The sequence below is a fragment of the Bacillus sp. OV166 genome, assembly GCF_900177675.1.
Taxonomy (GTDB): Bacteria; Bacillota; Bacilli; order Bacillales; family Cytobacillaceae; genus Neobacillus.
In genome coordinates this window covers 5882868-5900736 of record NZ_FXWM01000001.1, presented here as the reverse complement: position 1 = coordinate 5900736, position 17869 = coordinate 5882868, and the positions used below count along the sequence as shown (strand labels likewise).

Below are 17869 nucleotides of genomic sequence, written 5' to 3'. Positions count from 1 at the left end.
TGATTCTCAGATGACAGTGACTAGAGTAAAAACTTTAAAAAACTATATTGGCGGAGAATGGGTAGAGTCAACATCAGAAAAAATAGAGGTAGTTTATAATCCCGCAACGGGAGAAGAGCTTTCTATCGTACCACTTTCCACAAAAGAAGAAGTTGATCATGCTGTTCAGGCAGCAAATGAAGCATTTAAAACATGGTCTCAAGTTTCGGTTCCAAAACGTGCACGTATTCTTTTCAAATACCAGCAGCTTCTTGTGGACAACTGGGATGAATTGGCAAAGCTCGTTACAAAGGAAAATGGAAAAAGCTATTCAGAAGCCTATGGTGAAGTCCTTCGCGGTATTGAATGTGTGGAATTTGCTGCAGGTGCACCGACATTAATGATGGGTAAACAGCTTCCTGATATTGCAACCAATATCGAATCCGGTATGTACCGTTATCCGATTGGTGTTGTTGGCGGTATTACGCCGTTTAACTTTCCAATGATGGTTCCTTGCTGGATGTTCCCGCTAGCGATTGCTTGTGGAAATACATTCGTATTAAAGCCATCAGAGCGAACACCGATTCTTGCAGCCCGTCTTGCAGAATTGTTTGAAGAAGCAGGGCTTCCAAAAGGTGTATTGAATATCGTAAATGGTGCACATGATGTGGTAAATGGCCTTCTTGAACATAAGCTTGTTAAAGCGATTTCGTTCGTCGGTTCACAGCCGGTTGCAGAATATGTATACAAAACTGGTACAGCTAACTTAAAACGTGTTCAGGCACTTGCTGGTGCAAAAAATCACTCGATCGTATTAAAAGATGCCAATCTGGATGTAGCAGCAAAAGAAATTACTAGTGCTGCTTTCGGTTCAGCAGGTGAGCGCTGTATGGCGGCTGCTGTTGTGACAGTCGAGGAGTCTATCGCTGATGAGTTGCTTGCGAAACTAAAGATGGCTGCCGATGAGATTGTAATCGGAAATGGACTTGATGAAGGAGTCTTCCTTGGACCGGTTATTCGTGAATCTCACAAAGAACGTACCCTTGGTTATATTGAATCAGGAGTTGAGCAAGGGGCAACACTTGTCCGTGACGGTCGTGAAGACGATGCAGTAAAAGGAGAAGGCTACTTTGTTGGGCCAACTATCTTCGATCACGTGACCCAAGAAATGAAAATCTGGCAGGATGAAGTTTTTGCACCAGTACTATCCATTGTCCGCGTTCAAGATTTGACAGAAGCAGTAGATTTTGCAAATGCATCGCCATTCGCAAATGGAGCCTGCATCTATACAGACAGCGCATCAGCTGTCCGTCAATTCCGTGAAACCATCGATGCAGGTATGCTTGGTGTTAATGTGGGTGTTCCAGCTCCAATGGCGTTCTTCCCGTTCTCAGGCTATAAGGATTCGTTCTACGGGGATCTGCATGCGAATGGAACGGATGGAGTTGAATTCTACACAAGAAAGAAAATGCTTACAGCTCGATATGTAAAATAATTCTAGAAATAAAAGGGAAGTGGTGGGATGGAGACAGTCCATGCTGCATCCCTTTTTTTATAGAATAAAAGAGTTCTAGCCTAGTGGATTTGTGTACTTGGCGGAATTAATGTGAAAGTCCGCGGAATTCAATCAGATTTCAGCGGAATTATGTTGAAAGTCCGCGGGAATCACAACCAAACGCGCGGAAAAGTTCTTAGGTGAGGGAAGCCATATCGTTTTGATGAGAGGGGATTAAATAGTGGGTACGATTCGATTAACAACAGCACAGGCGCTTGTAAAATTTTTAAACGCTCAATATGTAGAGTTCGATGGGAAACAACAACGGTTTATTAAAGGCATTTTTACGATTTTTGGTCATGGAAATGTGCTAGGTTTGGGGCAAGCATTGGAAGAAAATCCTGGGGAGTTAGAAGTCTATCAAGGACGGAATGAACAGGGTATGGCGAATGCTGCGATGGCTTATGCCAAGCAAAAACACCGGAAGCAGATTATGGCTTGTACTTCTTCAGTCGGACCAGGAGCAGCCAACATGGTGACGTCTGCAGCAACGGCAACCGCGAACAATATTCCTGTTCTTTTGCTTCCTGGTGATGTGTTTGCCTCCCGACAACCTGATCCAGTATTGCAGCAAATTGAACAGACTCATAATCTATCTATTTCCACGAATGATGCCTTCCGTGCAGTGAGTAAGTATTGGGATCGTGTCAATCGTCCAGAGCAGCTCATGTCTGCACTCTTGAACGCGATGCGTGTTTTAACCAATCCAGCCGATACTGGTGCGGTTACGATTGCACTGCCACAGGATGTACAGGGAGAAGCATGGGATTATCCAGAACGATTCTTTGATAAGCGAGTTCATCGAATCGAGCGCCGGCAGCCGTCGACTGAAAGTATCCGTGATGCAGTGAAACACATTCAAACGAAGAAGAAGCCTTTTCTAATATTAGGCGGAGGCGTGCGCTATTCTGAAGCCGCTAATAGTTTCTTACAATTTGCTGAAAAATTCCATATTCCCTTTGGAGAAACACAGGCTGGTAAAAGCGGTGTCGAAAGCAATCATCCCCTAAACCTAGGCGGACTTGGTGTTACAGGTAATTCGGCAGCGAATTCCATTGCACAAGAAGCGGATTTAATTATTGCGGTAGGCACTCGCTTTACTGATTTTACAACAGCTTCTAAGCAATTGTTCGGTGATGCTGAAATTCTAACTATTAATATTTCAGAATTCCACGCAGCGAAATTAGATGCGGTGAAGGTGGTCGCTGATGCAAAGGCTGGGCTCGAAATGATTGGCTCTGCACTTGGAGACTACGTTTCCGGATATGAAAATGAAATCGTGGAAGCAAAGCGTGTATGGGAGGAAGAATTAAATCGTCTTTATGGCATTACATATGGAGAAGACTTCATCCCGGAAATCGCAGGTCAATTGGATGAAAAGCTGTCTGAATATAAGGAAGTTCTTCATTCCAAGCTGACCCAGACACGTGTGATTGGCAAGTTGAATGAGCTGCTTGATGACAATGCCGTGATTGTTGGGGCAGCGGGAAGTTTGCCAGGCGACCTGCAGCGGATGTGGGTATCGATAACACGTAACACCTATCATATGGAATACGGCTATTCTTGCATGGGTTATGAGATTGCCGGCGCTTTAGGTGCGAAGCTAGCGGAACCAGACAAGGAAGTGTATGCGATGACTGGGGATGGAAGTTATCTGATGCTACATACTGAACTGGTTACTAGCCTTCAAGAAGGTAAAAAAATTAATGTCATCCTGTTTGATAACTCTGGATTCGGCTGTATTAACAATTTGCAAATGGGAAATGGCATGGGCAGCTTTGGTACAGAATTCCGCAAAAGGAATCAAGTAACAGGAAAATTGGACGGCCCGGTCATGGCAATTGATTATGCCAAGGTAGCAGAAGGCTACGGAGTAAAAACGTATTCTGTTCGGACAATGGAAGAACTTGAAGCAGCTGTGAATGATTCGAAAAAACAAGCGGTCAGTACACTGATTGACATCAAAGTACTTCCTAAAACGATGACAAATGGCTATAACGCTTGGTGGAATATAGGTGTAGCGGAAGTTTCTAAAAAAGAAGGCATCCAAGCCGCCTATGAAAGAAACCAAACAAATCTAAAAAAAGCACGTGCATATTAAGAGGGGGAATGAGGATGTTTGAGGGAAATCAAGTTAAGTTGGCGATTGCGCCAATCGGCTGGACAAACGATGATATGCCAGAGCTTGGCGGTGAAGTGACATTCGAGCAATGTATTAGTGAAATGGCGCTTGCAGGATTTTCCGGCAGCGAGGTCGGCAATAAATACCCGCGAAATCCAGAGGTTTTACAAAAAGCATTGTCAATACGGGGCTTAGAAATCGCGAGTGCTTGGTTTAGCAGCTTTTTAACCTCTAAACCATATGAGGAAACAACAAAGGCATTTATCGAACAACGAGACTTTTTACATGAAATGGGTGCGAAAGTCATTGTCGTTTCTGAACAAGGCAATAGTATTCAAGGTCAAATGGAGACAGCGCTATTTGATCATAAGCCTGTTTTTACCGAAGGAGAATGGAAGCTTATAGTCGAAGGTTTACATCTACTTGGCGACCTCGCAGCTGAAAAAGGGATGAAAATTGTCTATCACCATCACATGGGTACAGGTATCCAAACGACAGAAGAAATTGACCGCTTGATGGCGGAAACGGATCCTAAAAAAGTATCACTTCTATACGATACAGGCCATCTTGTTTTTTCCGGTGAAGATCATTTACACGTACTAAATAAACATATGAGTCGTATTCATCATGTTCATTTAAAAGACGTCCGAATCGATGTGGCCAACAAGGTTCGCAAAGGGAAATGGAGTTTTCTCCAAGCGGTTAAAGAGGGAGTATTTACAGTGCCAGGGGACGGAATCATTGATTTTAAGCCAGTATTTGAAGTCTTGGACACTGCTGGCTATAAAGGATGGTTTGTCGTTGAGGCGGAACAGGACCCTGCAGTGGCAAACCCTTTTGAGTATGCATTGAAAGCACGCCAATATATTCGTGAAACTAGCGGACTATGAAGAGGGGGATAAAGCGTATGTATGAAAAGTTTGGTGAATTAAAACATGGTTTTACCAAGATAACAGATATGGAAAATAAGCACCCTGATATGCTGCAGGATATCGGCATTTACACATTGGCTGAAGGAGAAGCCAATGTGCTATTTGACGGCAGCAAAGAGACCGCCATCCTTCTTCTTGAAGGAGCTGTCCGCTTGGAGTGGAACGGAAATACACAGGAAATCGAGCGGGAAAGTGTTTTTGAAGAAGCTCCATGGTGTCTGCATGTCCCAAAAGAGGCAGAAGTGAAGGTCACTGCGCTTGCGGACAGTGAAGTACTTGTTCAAAAAACGGATAATGAAAAAGTATTTAAAGCCAAGCTGTATACTCCCGAGGAATGTGAAAGCACCATTGCAGGTGAAGGAGTTTGGAATGGAACGGCTGAACGCGTCATCCGGACCATTTTTGACTATAATACTGCACCATATTCCAATCTTGTGATTGGTGAAGTGATTTCCTATCCTGGCCGCTGGTCAAGCTATCCACCGCATCATCATGATCAACCTGAGGTTTATTACTATCGTTTTGATAAGCCACAGGGTTTTGGATGTGCAATGGTTGGGCCGGAAGCTTATCGTGTGGAACATAACAGCTATATCACCATTCCTGGTGAATTGGACCATCCGCAAGCAACAGCACCAGGTTATGCGATGTACTTCTGCTGGATGATTCGCCATCTCAAAAACAATCCATGGACAGACAGAATTATGGAGGAAGAGCATAAATGGCTGCTCGAGCCAGACGCGAAAATCTGGCCTGAGAAATGAGAATGTGACCACCTTTCCTAAAAGAATCTATCTTCTATGAAAGTGATCTAAAAGTCCATTTAAAGCCGACTATTTACAATCTGTAAATAGTCGGCTTATATTTATGCGAAAAAAAGTTGAGAAGGTGGTTTACTTCTTTGTTCTGTTCTCAACAAGCTTTTTACAAGATTGATTTAGGGAAGCTTTATATAGAGGGCTTCTGGAACATTTAGTCAAACACTTGATTAATAGAGGAAATTGTATGTATAGGTCAGAGATTGTATTTTTTTGTTAGTATTGCAGTATATTAGCGAAAACAGAGAATATTTCCTCGACAATAATTTCAATTAAAATACTGACTAGGTTCCTTTTTTAAAGGGGCCTATTCATGGAATTGTCCTTTTGGCCATACTGAAAGCTGGCGACTTTTTCTATGTTCCAAGCGGAACCATCCACGCATTGTGTGAAGGTACACTTGTATTAGAAACCCAGCAAAGCTCAGATACAACCTATCGTGTGTATGATTACGACCGTCGAGATGCGGAAGGGAATTTGCGTGAGCTTCATTTAGAAAACGCGATTGATGTGACAACTGTGCCTCATCAAGATGCTGGGGTTACTCCTAAAGTTGAAGAGCGGGGAAATGTAACCATCACCACGTTTGTGGAGTCTGAGTTTTTCTCCGTTTACAAATGGGATGTTAATGGGCAAGCTGCTTTTTCATTTGATGATCGGTATTTGCTACTCAGCGTCATTAAGGGAGAGGGAACACTTCTTTATAATGGTCAGCAATATGGATTGGAGAAGGGCTCTCATCTGATTATCCCTGTGGGATTTGGCGAATTTAAAGTAGACGGGAATTGTGAATTAATCGTTTCGCATACTTGATAGGTTGAAATTTAATACAAACAAACAAAGTGTAAGGATCCTCTAGATTTTGGGATCGGTTATTCGTCGATTAGTTACCTGGTTCAGTACCCGTTTAATACCATCAAAATTGATAAATCCTTTATCCAGGGTCTAGATAATAAAAATCAAAAGTCGGTTTGTCGGGCAGTGGTTGCGATGGGCAGAAATCTTGGTATGAATGTGGTAGCTGAAGGTGTCGAGGAAATGGAGCAATATCAATATTTATGCAGCATTGGCTGCCATAAAATACAAGGCTACTATCTTAGTAGACCCACTTCAGTCGATATGGTGGAGAAGTTTTTCTAAATGGGAGCAGAATCCTCTTTATTTTAGGCTATGTTAAAGGAAATTGTTGATTTTATAGCTAAGTTGATTGGAGCGGAAGGCGCGAAGACTCCTGCGGGAGGACGGGGCCGAGGAGGCTCCCCGGACCGCCCGCGAACCGCACGCGCCTGGAGCGGAAATCAACATCCAAGTATAACAAAGCCTTATTTTTTAAAAAAACAGGGGATTCTAGAAAGTGAATTTGTTGATGTTATGGCAATGGGAAAATTATTATAATCTCTAAATAAAAGATTGATTGCTACGGTTATCAATCTTTTTATTTACACTAACTTTACAATTGTGTACTTGAATTCAATTATATCTTGTTCTAGTATATAGGCATATAGTTATATATAACTTTGTATTAAATTATAAGAATCCTTTTTAGAAGTCCATGAACGATAAGTAATTTCTTGGATTCAACGGAAAATTAAAACACCATAAATTACATAGACTTTAAATAAGTATATTATTATTTGCTTATATGCAGGGAGGTGTCCAATAGGTTGAAATCAATAGTTGAAATAGAACGAGCCGCCAATGTTTTAAAATTATTAGGGGATAAAACACGCTTGACCATTGTGACTATTTTAAAACATAGAGAATGCTGTGTATGTGAATTTCTTGAAGTGTTTGATATGAGTCAGCCGTCTATTAGTCAGCATCTTCGAAAACTGAAGGATTTAGGGTTAGTTAAAGAGGATCGCAGAGGTCAGTGGATCTATTATTCCTTGAATTCACAAAGTGATTTATATGGACTTATAGAAGAAATTTTAGAGCATGTGCCAGTTCAGACAGAGAAAATCAAACAGATTGAAAAAAGCAATCCTACACTTCGTTGTGGTTGTTAAGCAATTGAATCAACAAGGGGATTAAAACAAAATGAAAAAAAAGTTAATCAGCGAATTTTTAGGAACTTATTTTCTTGTTTTTGCTGGAACGGGTGCAGTAGTAATAGATTCGATTACTAAAAGTTTAACTCATGTAGGTGTAGCCCTTACGTTTGGGCTAGTCGTAATGGCACTAATTTTCACGTTTGGCCACCTATCTGGTGCACACTTTAATCCAGCCGTTACCATTGGATTTTTAATTCATGGGGATATAAAGAAAAGAGAAGCACTTTATTATATTATTATTCAAATCATTGCAGGGATTGCGGCAAGTGCAACGTTGTGTTGTTTATTTGGAAACGTTGCAATGCTCGGTACCACCTTACCAAGAGGATCATGGTCACAATCGTTTATTTTGGAATTTATCCTTACTTTTTTCTTGATGATGGTTATCTTCGGTTCTGCGGTCCATGGTAAAGCGGTAAAATCCTTCGCAGGAATTGCCATTGGTGCAACGGTAGGATTGGAAGCTATGTTCGCAGGTCCAATTAGTGGTGCTTCAATGAATCCAGCAAGATCTATTGGTCCAGCCATCGTATCAGGTACAACACAACATCTATGGGTGTATATTGTCGCTACTATTTTAGGAGCAGGTTGTGCGGCAATTATTTATAAACTACTACACGAAAATTAAGGAGAATACATCATGTCTAAAAAGAAACTTTACTTCTTATGTACAGGTAACTCTTGCCGAAGCCAAATGGCAGAAGGTTGGGCTAAAAAACATTTAGGTGATGAGTGGGAAGTACGCAGTGCAGGGATTGAAGCACACGGATTGAACCCCAATGCTGTAAAAGCGATGAAAGAAACTGGAATCGATATTTCAAATCATACCTCTGATATTATCGATCCTGAGTATTTAAACAATGCTGATTTAGTTGTTACATTATGTGGTGATGCTGCTGATAAGTGTCCAATCACACCACCAAAAGTAAAACGAGTTCATTGGGGATTTGATGACCCAGCTAAAGCTCAAGGGACTGACGAAGAAAAATGGGCATTCTTCCAACGTGTCCGTGATGAAATCGGAGATCGCATTAAGCGTTTTGGTGAAACTGGCGAGTAAGAAAAATCAGCCAAGAGTATCTTGACTCTTGGCCTTCCTTACACTGCTTATATAAGCGATTACTTATATTCAAATTCTTTTCTACATTTAATTTAATTAGGTTCAACGTGGACATGAACATCATAGACATTATGTTCTTTTATTAATTCATTTTCAACCTTGGTTGCAATATCATGGGCCCCGCGAATATCTAAATCGGAATTGACCAGAATCACAATGTCAACAACTACGTTATTCCCGTAATTCCGAGCTTTGATGTCTTTAACCCCTTTTACACCATAACAATCAATGATTGTTTCTTTATATGTTTCTATTTGTTTTTCGTCAAATCCATCGGTCAAATAATGGGAAGCATCTCTAAAAATCTCCCAACCTGTCTTACAGATGAGTAATCCAACAATTATAGCAGTAATTGGATCGAGCCAAGGAAGATTGAACTGGGCACCAACGATACCAATAAATGTACCTACACTGACCCATGCATCTGAAAGGTTATCCTTTGCTGCGGCCATAACAGATTGGCTATTGATCTCCCTTGATAATTTTTTATTATAACGATAAACAAAATACATAACCAAAGCACAAAAGAGTCCTGTCCAGGCCGATAACAAATCTGGAGATTCATTTTTTCCATTAAATATACTAGTAATCGCTTCATATGTTACTTGTATTCCAACAACCATCATAATAAATGAAGCGACCATTGAGGCAACTGTTTCAGATTTCCAGTGCCCATATGGATGGTCATCATCAGCTGGACGTTGTGATAATTTAAGACCAATCAGTACAGCAATTGATGCAATTATATCTGTTGCATTATTTAGACCATCCGCTTTTAGTGCTTCAGAGTTAGCTATTAAACCTACTGCTAATTTTAATGAAGATAAGCATATGTAAGCAATAATGCTTATTATCGCTCCTCGCTCTCCTCTTTTCAGATCCAAATATCCTTGTTCATTCATGCTTCTATCCCCCACTATTTCATCCTTAACTATTATGGAATAAAAGTATCTAGTGGGTCTAGAGAAACCTTTTGTCTTCCTTCAAACTAAGTAATGGCAATGAAAAATAGTTTCACTCGGGCAACTATTCGGAGTATTGTTTTAGGAAGGAAGGGTAGTTTTTTAATTAACCATTAATAATTGAAAAAGATAAAATATTACACTACAATATGTAATGGATGGGAGGCTGCTATATGACAATCAATAATTTTCGTTTTGACCAAGAAGGACTTAATCGTTTTTTCGGTCCGCTTGAGTCTAAAATAATGGACATTCTTTGGGAAGGCAATGAAAAGAGTATAAAGGACGTTCAACAAAAATTAGAAAATGAAAAACCGATAAACTTTAATACGGTTATGACGGTTATGAACCGTCTTGTAGATAAAAACATACTTACCAAAAGATTGGAAGGGAGAACATCTCTCTTTAAACCTGTAAAGAGCAAAGAGGATTTTATTAGCGACCAATCTAAAAAACTAACGGATAACCTTTTGGACGAATTTGGGGGATTAGTTGTAAATCATTTGCTGGATTCATTAAATGAAGTTGATGATCGATTACTTCAGAAACTGGAACAAAAAATTGAACAATTAAAAAAGGGCAGAAAGTAAAATGGCCTGGAAACATAAATCAATTGCCGTTTTAGGTTTAGCCCTTTTCTTTGCGATCATTTTGTTTGTTCAAATAGCTATGTACCTATTAAATATTCTATTTGGCCCATTAGAGCTATTTAATATCTTTAATTTTTGCGTTAGCCTATTTGAGAAAGGCACATTTGCCCATTATGCAATCTTACTAATTGTGAATGCTTATATTTTTTATACCGTTTTCATCATTTGTAAAAAAATCGTTCAGCAAATCTTGCTATTAAGTTCATTTCAAAATAAAATCCAACTACTTATTAATAACGATAAATCCAAACAATTGAATCAAACTTTTAATAGAAATAATGATGATATAGTTGTTATCGATTATAAAGAGCCTTTGGCATTTACATTTGGTTTTTTTAAACCTGTAATTGTCCTTTCTACTACATTAACTGAAATGTTAGATTCAAAGGAATTAGAAGCAGTCATCTACCACGAGACTTCCCATCAAAGGTATTATGATGGAGTTAAGGTTTTTATTTTACAAATCATTTCAGAATCTATATGGTATATCCCTCTTACGAGATGGTCCTATCAGAATTATCGGATTATGATTGAACTAGTTGCAGATGAATATGCTATTAATCGGATGGGATCAGAACTTGGATTAGGAAGTGCTTTATTAAAGCTAATTAAGAAGAAGCAGCTAACAGTTAATTCAAATCTTACTCCAGCAATTGTGCATTTTGCGGATACTACAGTCGATTACAGGCTTCAACAATTGATTAATCCGCAACAATCTATTCCCGTTAAAGTTCAGACACGATCAATCGTTATCTCTTTAAATGTATTTATTTTAATATTATTCCTATTAGTTATTGCCTAACAAGGATTGGAGGTAAAGTCCAATCCTTTATTTATTGATTGGTTAATAGATTAAGTTGTAGAAAATTATTATCTCTTGACCATTTACAACAGTTTACACTACAATAGGTAGTGTTAATTAAGTTATTTCATGTAAAAGGGAGAATATGTTACCTTTTAACACTACGATTTGTAGTGTGGAATTAAAGACATTTAGATTTTGAAAGGAGAAAGTAAATTGAAAAAATCAGAAGTCGGGACACTAATTCTAAGGTTATTTTTAGGGTTATCATTCTTTATTCATGGTGTTTCAAAGTTTCAAAATGGGATTGAAAATACTATAGGTTGGTTTGATAGTTTAGGAATTCCAGGTTTTGTTGGGTACATAGTCGCCATTATTGAATTAGTAGGGGGTCTGTTGTTAACAATTGGATTTGGAATACGATATATCGCAGCTCTCTTTGTATTCATTATGATTGGAGCCATTTGGAAAGTAAAATTGGCAGCAGGTTTCATGGGAAATGGACAAGGTGCGGGGTTTGAATTGGATCTTGCCTTTGCGGTCATGGCAGTATATATATTCCTAAATTCAACTTCTGCTCTTTCTCTTGATTCAAAATTGTTCTCTAAAAAACCACAATAAAGATGTAAATTCATAGAGAGATTAAAAGTTTAAATAGAGGGTGAATAGATGTTTTCAGGAAACAAAAAAACAAAAAAATCGAAAAATCAATCATCTAAATTTATATTCTGGGTGATTGGTTTAATAGCTGTTTGTCTAGTCGGTATAATTTTTTTATCAAATACGGCTAAAAAAGAAGCAATAGACTATGAGGGACAACCATTTTTAGGAGAGAAGTCTGCCCCAGTAAAAATAGTTGAATTTGGTGATTATAAATGTCCTTATTGTAAAAATTTTAATGACACACTTCTCCCGAATATCGAAAAGGATTTTAACGATACAGGAAAAGCTTCGTTTTATTTCATGAATTATTCGTTTATCAATGTGGATTCTACTCGTTCTGCAAAATTTGCAGAAAACGTCTTTAAGGAACTGGGAAATGAAAAGTTTTGGAAGTTCCATGAACTATTATATGAAAAACAGCCTGATGATACTGAAGCAGAGCAAATGGATATATATTCAGATTCTTTTCTTAAGGACACTTTAAGCGAAATTGTCTCTGAAGCAGAGGTGAAAAGAGTGGTTAATGCCTTTAAAAATGACCAATCAAAAGAGGCATGGGAAAAAGATATGAGTGCAGCTAATAAGTTAAGTATTACAAGTACCCCTTCGATTTTTATTAATGGTGTGAAATTTGAAGGGAACACCTATGACGATTTCAAGAAGCGAGTAAACGAAGCAGCAAAGGAAGAGTAATTTCTAGAATAAAAAGTAATACATCAAAAAAGGTGGTACATCGTCTTAATCGATGAGCCACCTCGTAAATTTATTTCTTCTCTTTATCGTGGTCATCATCCATTATGCCCTTTGTTGACTGTTTAAATTCTCTAAGTGTAGATCCTACGGCACGACCGAGCTCTGGGAGTTTTTTCGGCCCAAAAACAATTAAGGCAATCACAAATATCAATAATGCACCACCAATTCCTATATTAGCCATTTCAAATTCCTCCAGATTATTTTACGAAAAAAGCCGTAAAATACATGATTAATATTCCAAGCGTAAATCCAGTAAAATTCATCCATGATACAACTGGTTCATTATTCTTTTTGTGTTCTTCCATCAGCATTTTGGAAATAACGAATATTACCTGTAAAATGGCACCTGCACCAACACCTAAAAATACTGCACCCCAAATTGGTGAAAAAATAAACCCTCCGAACCAAGTTCCCAATATCGCAGGGGCACCTGCAATCGTGCCTAATAACACAAATTGGGTAATCTTTGGCTTACTCTTCAGTAATGGTGCAGCAATCCCAATCCCTTCAGTAATATTATGCAGAGTAAATCCGATTACTAAAAATGTACCCAATGCAGCTTCACCCAGTGCAAATGATGAGCCTATAGCCAATCCTTCACCAAAATTATGAAGACCAATTCCTGTTGCCATCAATAATGAAATTCCCAGTGGAGAATAACCCGTTCGTTTTTGTCTTTGGTTTTGATATTGATCAAATCCAACCAGTAAAAGAAATGAAAGAACTGTACATATAATCACAACCATGTTGCCTTGGAATACTGACGGTGCTTCTGCTCCTATTTCAAATCCATCAAATAACGTACCAAAAAATAAGAATAGCAGGAGGCCAACTGTGAGAGCAAGAATGGCATTAATCCAGCTTTTTTTCAAACGTTTCATAAATGGAAACCATAGTAATCCTAATGTAATGGGAACAATTCCTACATAGAAGCCAATAAATCCGTAGTTCAACAGATTATCCCATGAAAATTCAGGAGTTAAGGTGGCTGCATCAATAACAGCTTCTGTTATTATCCCATTTTCAGATATTAATAGAATTGTATGAGGATCACCTTCTACCCATGGATACTTAATCGTCACCTTTCCATCTTCAAATCGTTTAAGTGTTGAATCAGGAGTTATTGAAAAATTCCATACAGAATCATCCACAATCACTTGAGATATGGTCAATGTCTCTGGGCCAGTATTACTGACATCCAGCTCAAATCCTGAAGGTACAATTTTAATCTGTTCAACATTTAGAACCTCTATTGGAGCAGCAGGATCTCGTTCCACTCCAGCCCCATTTTTAAATACCCACCCCAATACAAGCAGTAACAGAACAAGTGGAATAAGACCTGAAATTAACCACTTTGATTTCATAAACATGATGATCACTCCCTTCTATTCAACCTCAAAGAATCCCATCCAGCCAAGTTCTGCAAACTCACTAACATGAGCGTGAAACATATATTTCCCCTTGTACGGAAAGCGAACTTCAATGATTCCACGTTCCCCTTGGCATTGCATGATGGTATCAGTAAATTGAGTCGGATTGTCGTTTCTACCAGTCGGAATATAGGTAAAATAATTTGCGTGTAAATGGAAGGAGTTTAGTAAGTCAAACTCGGTTAAATTGCTTAAATAGATGCGGACAAGTTCATCCTTCTTGATTTTAATTGGATGATTCATAAAGGCAAAAGCGTACCCATTCACCGTATAAAATTCGTTTGCACCGTCTAAATCTAAATCAAAAGCATTCATGACCATATTTAATTCTAGTGCAGGTTCCCTTGGAGTTTTTGGATCTATAATAAAATTACCGTATAACCCTTTATGAATATGTCGTCGTAGCGGTAGAACATGGCAATGATAAAGTTGTAATCCATATGGATTTGCTTCAAATTCATACGTAAATGATTGACCTGGATCGATAGGATCTAATCCATCCATGTCTGGTGGGTGAATCCCATGAAAATGAATAGAATGTGGATGACTCCCACTGTTTGTAAAATGAAATCGTAGAAGATCGCCTTCGGTACAGCGGAATGTTGGACCTGGAATGGTTCCATTATAAGTCCAGCCTGGAAACTTAATACCATTTGCAATTTCAATTTCCTTGTCAATCGCTACAACTTCATATTCACGTAAAGTCCGACCGTCTGAAAGTTTTGTTGCTTTTCCATAATCAAATTCGGTTAAAAGACGTTTAGCCATCTTATAACCCTCTGTTTTTGAAGAATCATACTTATTGGTGTGATTTGCAGAATGACTATTGTGATTGGAAGCATGATTCTCTGCATGAACTACATCTGAAAAGGGTGCCACTTTATTTAAATAAATACTGCCTGCAATCCCTAGTGCTCCAGTAGTTCCCATTTTTAAAATATCTCGTCTAGAAATTTTATTTTCCGCCATTCTTTGACCTCCTCTTAAAAAGTTTCCTTCGTGCAAATTTATTTGTCCTTGCCAATACTCTATGACAAAGACAAACTTATTGTCAATAACCAAATATAAGTTTTTATTAAAACATTCAAATAATTGTTTGACCATTGGAATACCTTTTTATATACTAATAATCAAATAGATATTTGAATGATGAGGGTAAATTTTTTTGAAACACGATGATATATGTGAAGCCTTTGTCCAATTCTTAAATTTCTCGGTACGGATATAGGATTGGATTTTTATGATGTTCACAAAATTGTTGAAAATCAATACAAATTAATACAAGAAACAAATGTTATGATGAAAAGAATGTATAGAAAAATAGTGGCTATGAAGAAAGGAAATACAAGATGAAAAAATTACTTTTCTTACTAATTAGTATGTTGGTGATGATTCCAACAATCGCAAGTGCACATACAGAATTAACTTCATCCAATCCTGCTGCAAATCAAATAGTTAAAGAGGATCTAAAAGAAATCGTTCTTACATATGAAGGTAAGATTGAATCCTTAAGCACCATGACTTTGGTAAAAGATGGGCAAGAAGGACCCTTAGTAAGTGTTACACCAAAAGAAAATCAATTAATAGGTACATTATCAACACCGATAGAAAATGGCTCCTATACGATTAAATGGAGTATTGCTGGTGAGGACGGTCACCCCATAACAGGTGAAATTCCATTCACTGTACAAAAAGAAGTTAAGGAGGAACCAAAAGCTGAAACAAAACAGCCAGTTACTCCCAAAAAAGAAGAACCTAAAAAAGAGAATACCAAACAGGAAAAAACTAATAGTGAATCGACGGATAAGACATCTAATTTGAACCCAATTATTATTGTAGTGGTACTCGTAATTTTTATCATCGGTCTATTCCTGTTATTTAGAAGGAAGCGTTAAGAATGGGGTTCGTAATTCCTATTACAGAATTCGGAAGTTATTTATTGTATTCCATCCTTGTTGGACATGTGGCGTTACAATTTGTACCAGAAGCCAATAAGCCCAAAATAAATATTCCGAAACCAGTTTTACTGCTTTCTACACTTGGACTGATTATCTTTTCGTTAGGACCCATTATTCAAACCGTTTCCTATTTTCAGGATGGTATAGGTCTTGCACTAGCAACGAAATCTGTTTTGTTAGACTTTCAAGTGGGCAGAGCTTGGATCTTAATAGGTTTAATAGCCACATGTTTATATTTAACGATTTTGCTAAATGGCTCAAAATATATACAATCATTATTATTATTGTTAATGATACTAACTGTTGGGTATTCAAGTCATGTTGCTTCACTGTCATTTTGGGCTGGGTTATTATCTCACAGCATTCATTTTTTATTAGTTACATTATGGACAGGCATACTGATTAATGTTGCCTGGTTCTCAAAAGAGGAGACAAATTGGTCTAAATTTTTAAGGTGGTTTACTCCATTTGCAGTTTTATGTTTAATCATCATTCTTTTAAGTGGTATCTATCTGATGTTATTTTTGGTTGAACCAAAGGACTATGTAAAGGCTTGGGTTTTGCCTTATGGACAAATGCTGCTTTTAAAGCATATTAGTATAATCCCTGTTTTAGTTTTTGCCTTTATAAATGGTGTACTTTCAAGAAAATCATTAAAGATTTCATCCTTCAATCCTAGACCATGGATAAGAGGGGAAAGCGTGATTCTTTTATTCGTTTTTTATTTCACGGCTGTGATGGGAACGTTATCCCCACCACATGAAGTTGAATTTACCGTGAAGTCGGAGGGTGCATCGAAGTGGGTGGAATGGTTATGGGGGAAAAATATCCTTTCAACCTTACAAGTGCATTTAGCACCTTCATTCCAATCGCTATTGTTAGTTATTCTTTCAATGCTATTTTTGTTAATGATTTTGTTCAGTTTTAAACAGAAAAGACCTATATTAGCAGTAGCACTTGGTGTGACTTTTATCATTGTTTTATATATGGGTTTGATGTTCTCTTTGTCCATTTAAATTTTAAAACGTAAAAATCGCTTCAAAAATTGCTGGATAATAACAAAAATCAAATCATAAATTACAAGAATAATTTAATACAGGAATATATAAAAGATGGTAGCCATATTATTGGCTGCTTTTTTGTTGCCTTTAGAAAGTACGTGCTTAAACGTCCAACAAATAACCCAAGATAATATCATTTCTAAATGTTAACCGACTAACTAGGAGATTGTCCCAATCATTTGTTGCTTTTAAGCCTAAAATACAGCTAAATATCATATGTTAGTAAGAAAAATTTTTTAAGCAAAAACGGATTGTATAGGGAGGATCTTTATGATTGAAGAAATAAGGTTAAGCAGTTTGGTAACCTTGCTTATTTTTGGTGCTATGTTTTTGGGTGGATCCTCCATTCGACTTATGATTCATTTCTTAAATAAGAACTCTTTTTACTTACAAATCCTTTGCGGAGGAATGTTAACAGGCATGTTTGCATTTGATTTACTTCCTGAAGTATTCAGCCATTATCAAACCATCGGTATTTTTACGGGCATATCAATCGGTATCTTTATCATGATAACAATGGAAGTTTTCTTACATAATAAATCTTATCTTTATCAAGGTGATCAAGAGACGCTTTATCTTTTATTTATAGCATTAATCATACATAGCATCCCTACGGGGGTCACGTTTGGAATTAGCCTCCAACAGGGTCAACTGATAAACTTTGGACTTTTGGCAGCTTTTATTCTCCACCATATCCCCGAAGGTATGATTCTTATGTCATTAATACCAATTACAAAAATGAAAAATGGATTGTTTACAATTTTTTGCTCAACACTATCGATAGTGATTGGCCTGAATATCTTTATGGGACTAAATATGAGATGGGATTCATTAAAATGGAACACTGTCATGATGGGAATGACAATTGGAACCATGGGTTACGTTACATTTTATGAACTGCTGTGGAAGAAATCGAAAAACCTGCCGAAAGGAAAAGTAGCTTTCGTCGTTCTTTTGGGGATGATTGGTATTCATTATTTCCTAAGATTAATTGGTCTTTGAAAGACTAC

19 protein-coding genes and 1 pseudogene are annotated in these 17869 nt (G+C 37.7%); 16 read left to right on the top strand and 4 right to left on the bottom strand.

Annotation, left to right across the window (positions count from 1 at the left end; all coding sequences use genetic code 11):
- The first annotated feature begins 10 nt into the window (after positions 1 to 10).
- The 9 genes and pseudogenes from CCK98_RS29000 (at position 11) to arsC (ending at position 8520) form a co-directional block, all read left to right on the top strand.
- Positions 11 to 1474 carry a CoA-acylating methylmalonate-semialdehyde dehydrogenase gene (locus tag CCK98_RS29000; protein WP_088090579.1) on the top strand — a complete coding sequence of 488 codons (1464 nt, stop codon included), beginning with the start codon at positions 11 to 13 and terminating at the stop codon, positions 1472 to 1474.
- A 241-nt stretch (positions 1475 to 1715) separates the two neighbouring features.
- Positions 1716 to 3635: a 3D-(3,5/4)-trihydroxycyclohexane-1,2-dione acylhydrolase (decyclizing) gene (iolD, locus tag CCK98_RS28995; protein ID WP_088089768.1), complete on the top strand. Its 1920-nt coding sequence runs from the start codon at positions 1716 to 1718 to the stop codon at positions 3633 to 3635.
- 14 nt (positions 3636 to 3649) lie between these two features.
- A complete protein-coding gene (iolE, locus tag CCK98_RS28990; protein WP_088089767.1) occupies positions 3650 to 4546 on the top strand; it encodes a myo-inosose-2 dehydratase in 897 nt (298 codons plus the stop codon).
- A gap of 17 nt (positions 4547 to 4563) precedes the next feature.
- Entirely contained in the window at positions 4564 to 5352 is a 789-nt protein-coding gene (locus CCK98_RS28985; RefSeq protein ID WP_088089766.1) for a 5-deoxy-glucuronate isomerase, read from the top strand.
- Between the two features lie 390 nt (positions 5353 to 5742).
- A pseudogene (manA, locus tag CCK98_RS28980) lies at positions 5743 to 6219 on the top strand (mannose-6-phosphate isomerase, class I); the annotation flags it as partial.
- A gap of 54 nt (positions 6220 to 6273) precedes the next feature.
- Positions 6274 to 6546 carry an EAL domain-containing protein gene (locus CCK98_RS28975; RefSeq protein WP_088089764.1) on the top strand — a complete coding sequence of 91 codons (273 nt, stop codon included), beginning with the start codon at positions 6274 to 6276 and terminating at the stop codon, positions 6544 to 6546.
- A 524-nt stretch (positions 6547 to 7070) separates the two neighbouring features.
- Positions 7071 to 7415, top strand: a complete 345-nt coding sequence (locus CCK98_RS28965) for a helix-turn-helix transcriptional regulator (protein WP_088089762.1) — start codon at positions 7071 to 7073, stop codon at positions 7413 to 7415.
- A 31-nt stretch (positions 7416 to 7446) separates the two neighbouring features.
- Entirely contained in the window at positions 7447 to 8088 is a 642-nt protein-coding gene (locus CCK98_RS28960) for an aquaporin (protein WP_088089761.1), read from the top strand.
- A 12-nt stretch (positions 8089 to 8100) separates the two neighbouring features.
- Positions 8101 to 8520, top strand: a complete 420-nt coding sequence (arsC, locus tag CCK98_RS28955; protein ID WP_088089760.1) for an arsenate reductase (thioredoxin) — start codon at positions 8101 to 8103, stop codon at positions 8518 to 8520.
- A gap of 92 nt (positions 8521 to 8612) precedes the next feature.
- Here the strand turns inward: arsC and CCK98_RS28950 are convergent, their stop codons facing one another.
- On the bottom strand, positions 8613 to 9482 hold the full coding sequence (locus CCK98_RS28950) for a cation diffusion facilitator family transporter (protein WP_088089759.1): 870 nt from the start codon (positions 9480 to 9482) through the stop codon (positions 8613 to 8615).
- Positions 9483 to 9715: 233 nt separating this feature from the next.
- Here CCK98_RS28950 and CCK98_RS28945 point away from each other — a divergent pair, with 233 nt between their 5' ends.
- The 4 genes from CCK98_RS28945 (at position 9716) to CCK98_RS28930 (ending at position 12350) form a co-directional block, all read left to right on the top strand.
- Positions 9716 to 10132 (top strand): BlaI/MecI/CopY family transcriptional regulator, encoded by a 417-nt coding sequence (locus CCK98_RS28945; RefSeq protein ID WP_088089758.1) that lies wholly within the window; start codon positions 9716 to 9718, stop codon positions 10130 to 10132.
- Position 10133: 1 nt separating this feature from the next.
- Positions 10134 to 10994 carry a M56 family metallopeptidase gene (locus CCK98_RS28940; protein ID WP_088089757.1) on the top strand — a complete coding sequence of 287 codons (861 nt, stop codon included), beginning with the start codon at positions 10134 to 10136 and terminating at the stop codon, positions 10992 to 10994.
- 216 nt (positions 10995 to 11210) lie between these two features.
- On the top strand, positions 11211 to 11615 hold the full coding sequence (locus CCK98_RS28935; RefSeq protein WP_088089756.1) for a DoxX family protein: 405 nt from the start codon (positions 11211 to 11213) through the stop codon (positions 11613 to 11615).
- Positions 11616 to 11663: 48 nt separating this feature from the next.
- Entirely contained in the window at positions 11664 to 12350 is a 687-nt protein-coding gene (locus CCK98_RS28930) for a thioredoxin domain-containing protein (RefSeq protein ID WP_088089755.1), read from the top strand.
- 70 nt (positions 12351 to 12420) lie between these two features.
- Here the strand turns inward: CCK98_RS28930 and CCK98_RS28925 are convergent, their stop codons facing one another.
- The 3 genes from CCK98_RS28925 to CCK98_RS28915 are packed head-to-tail and all read right to left on the bottom strand — an operon-like array spanning position 12421 to position 14809.
- On the bottom strand, positions 12421 to 12591 hold the full coding sequence (locus tag CCK98_RS28925) for a twin-arginine translocase TatA/TatE family subunit (protein ID WP_088089754.1): 171 nt from the start codon (positions 12589 to 12591) through the stop codon (positions 12421 to 12423).
- Positions 12592 to 12607: 16 nt separating this feature from the next.
- Positions 12608 to 13774, bottom strand: a complete 1167-nt coding sequence (locus CCK98_RS28920; RefSeq protein WP_088090578.1) for a ZIP family metal transporter — start codon at positions 13772 to 13774, stop codon at positions 12608 to 12610.
- Between the two features lie 21 nt (positions 13775 to 13795).
- A complete protein-coding gene (locus CCK98_RS28915; RefSeq protein ID WP_088089753.1) occupies positions 13796 to 14809 on the bottom strand; it encodes a multicopper oxidase domain-containing protein in 1014 nt (337 codons plus the stop codon).
- A 380-nt stretch (positions 14810 to 15189) separates the two neighbouring features.
- Here CCK98_RS28915 and CCK98_RS28910 point away from each other — a divergent pair, with 380 nt between their 5' ends.
- The 3 genes from CCK98_RS28910 (at position 15190) to CCK98_RS28900 (ending at position 17861) form a co-directional block, all read left to right on the top strand.
- Entirely contained in the window at positions 15190 to 15735 is a 546-nt protein-coding gene (locus CCK98_RS28910) for a copper resistance CopC family protein (protein ID WP_088089752.1), read from the top strand.
- A gap of 2 nt (positions 15736 to 15737) precedes the next feature.
- Complete coding sequence (locus tag CCK98_RS28905) at positions 15738 to 16814, top strand: copper resistance D family protein (RefSeq protein ID WP_088089751.1); 1077 nt, start codon at positions 15738 to 15740, stop codon at positions 16812 to 16814.
- 315 nt (positions 16815 to 17129) lie between these two features.
- Positions 17130 to 17861, top strand: coding sequence for a ZIP family metal transporter (locus CCK98_RS28900; RefSeq protein WP_088089750.1), 732 nt, complete (start codon positions 17130 to 17132; stop codon positions 17859 to 17861).
- Positions 17862 to 17869 lie beyond the last annotated feature (8 nt).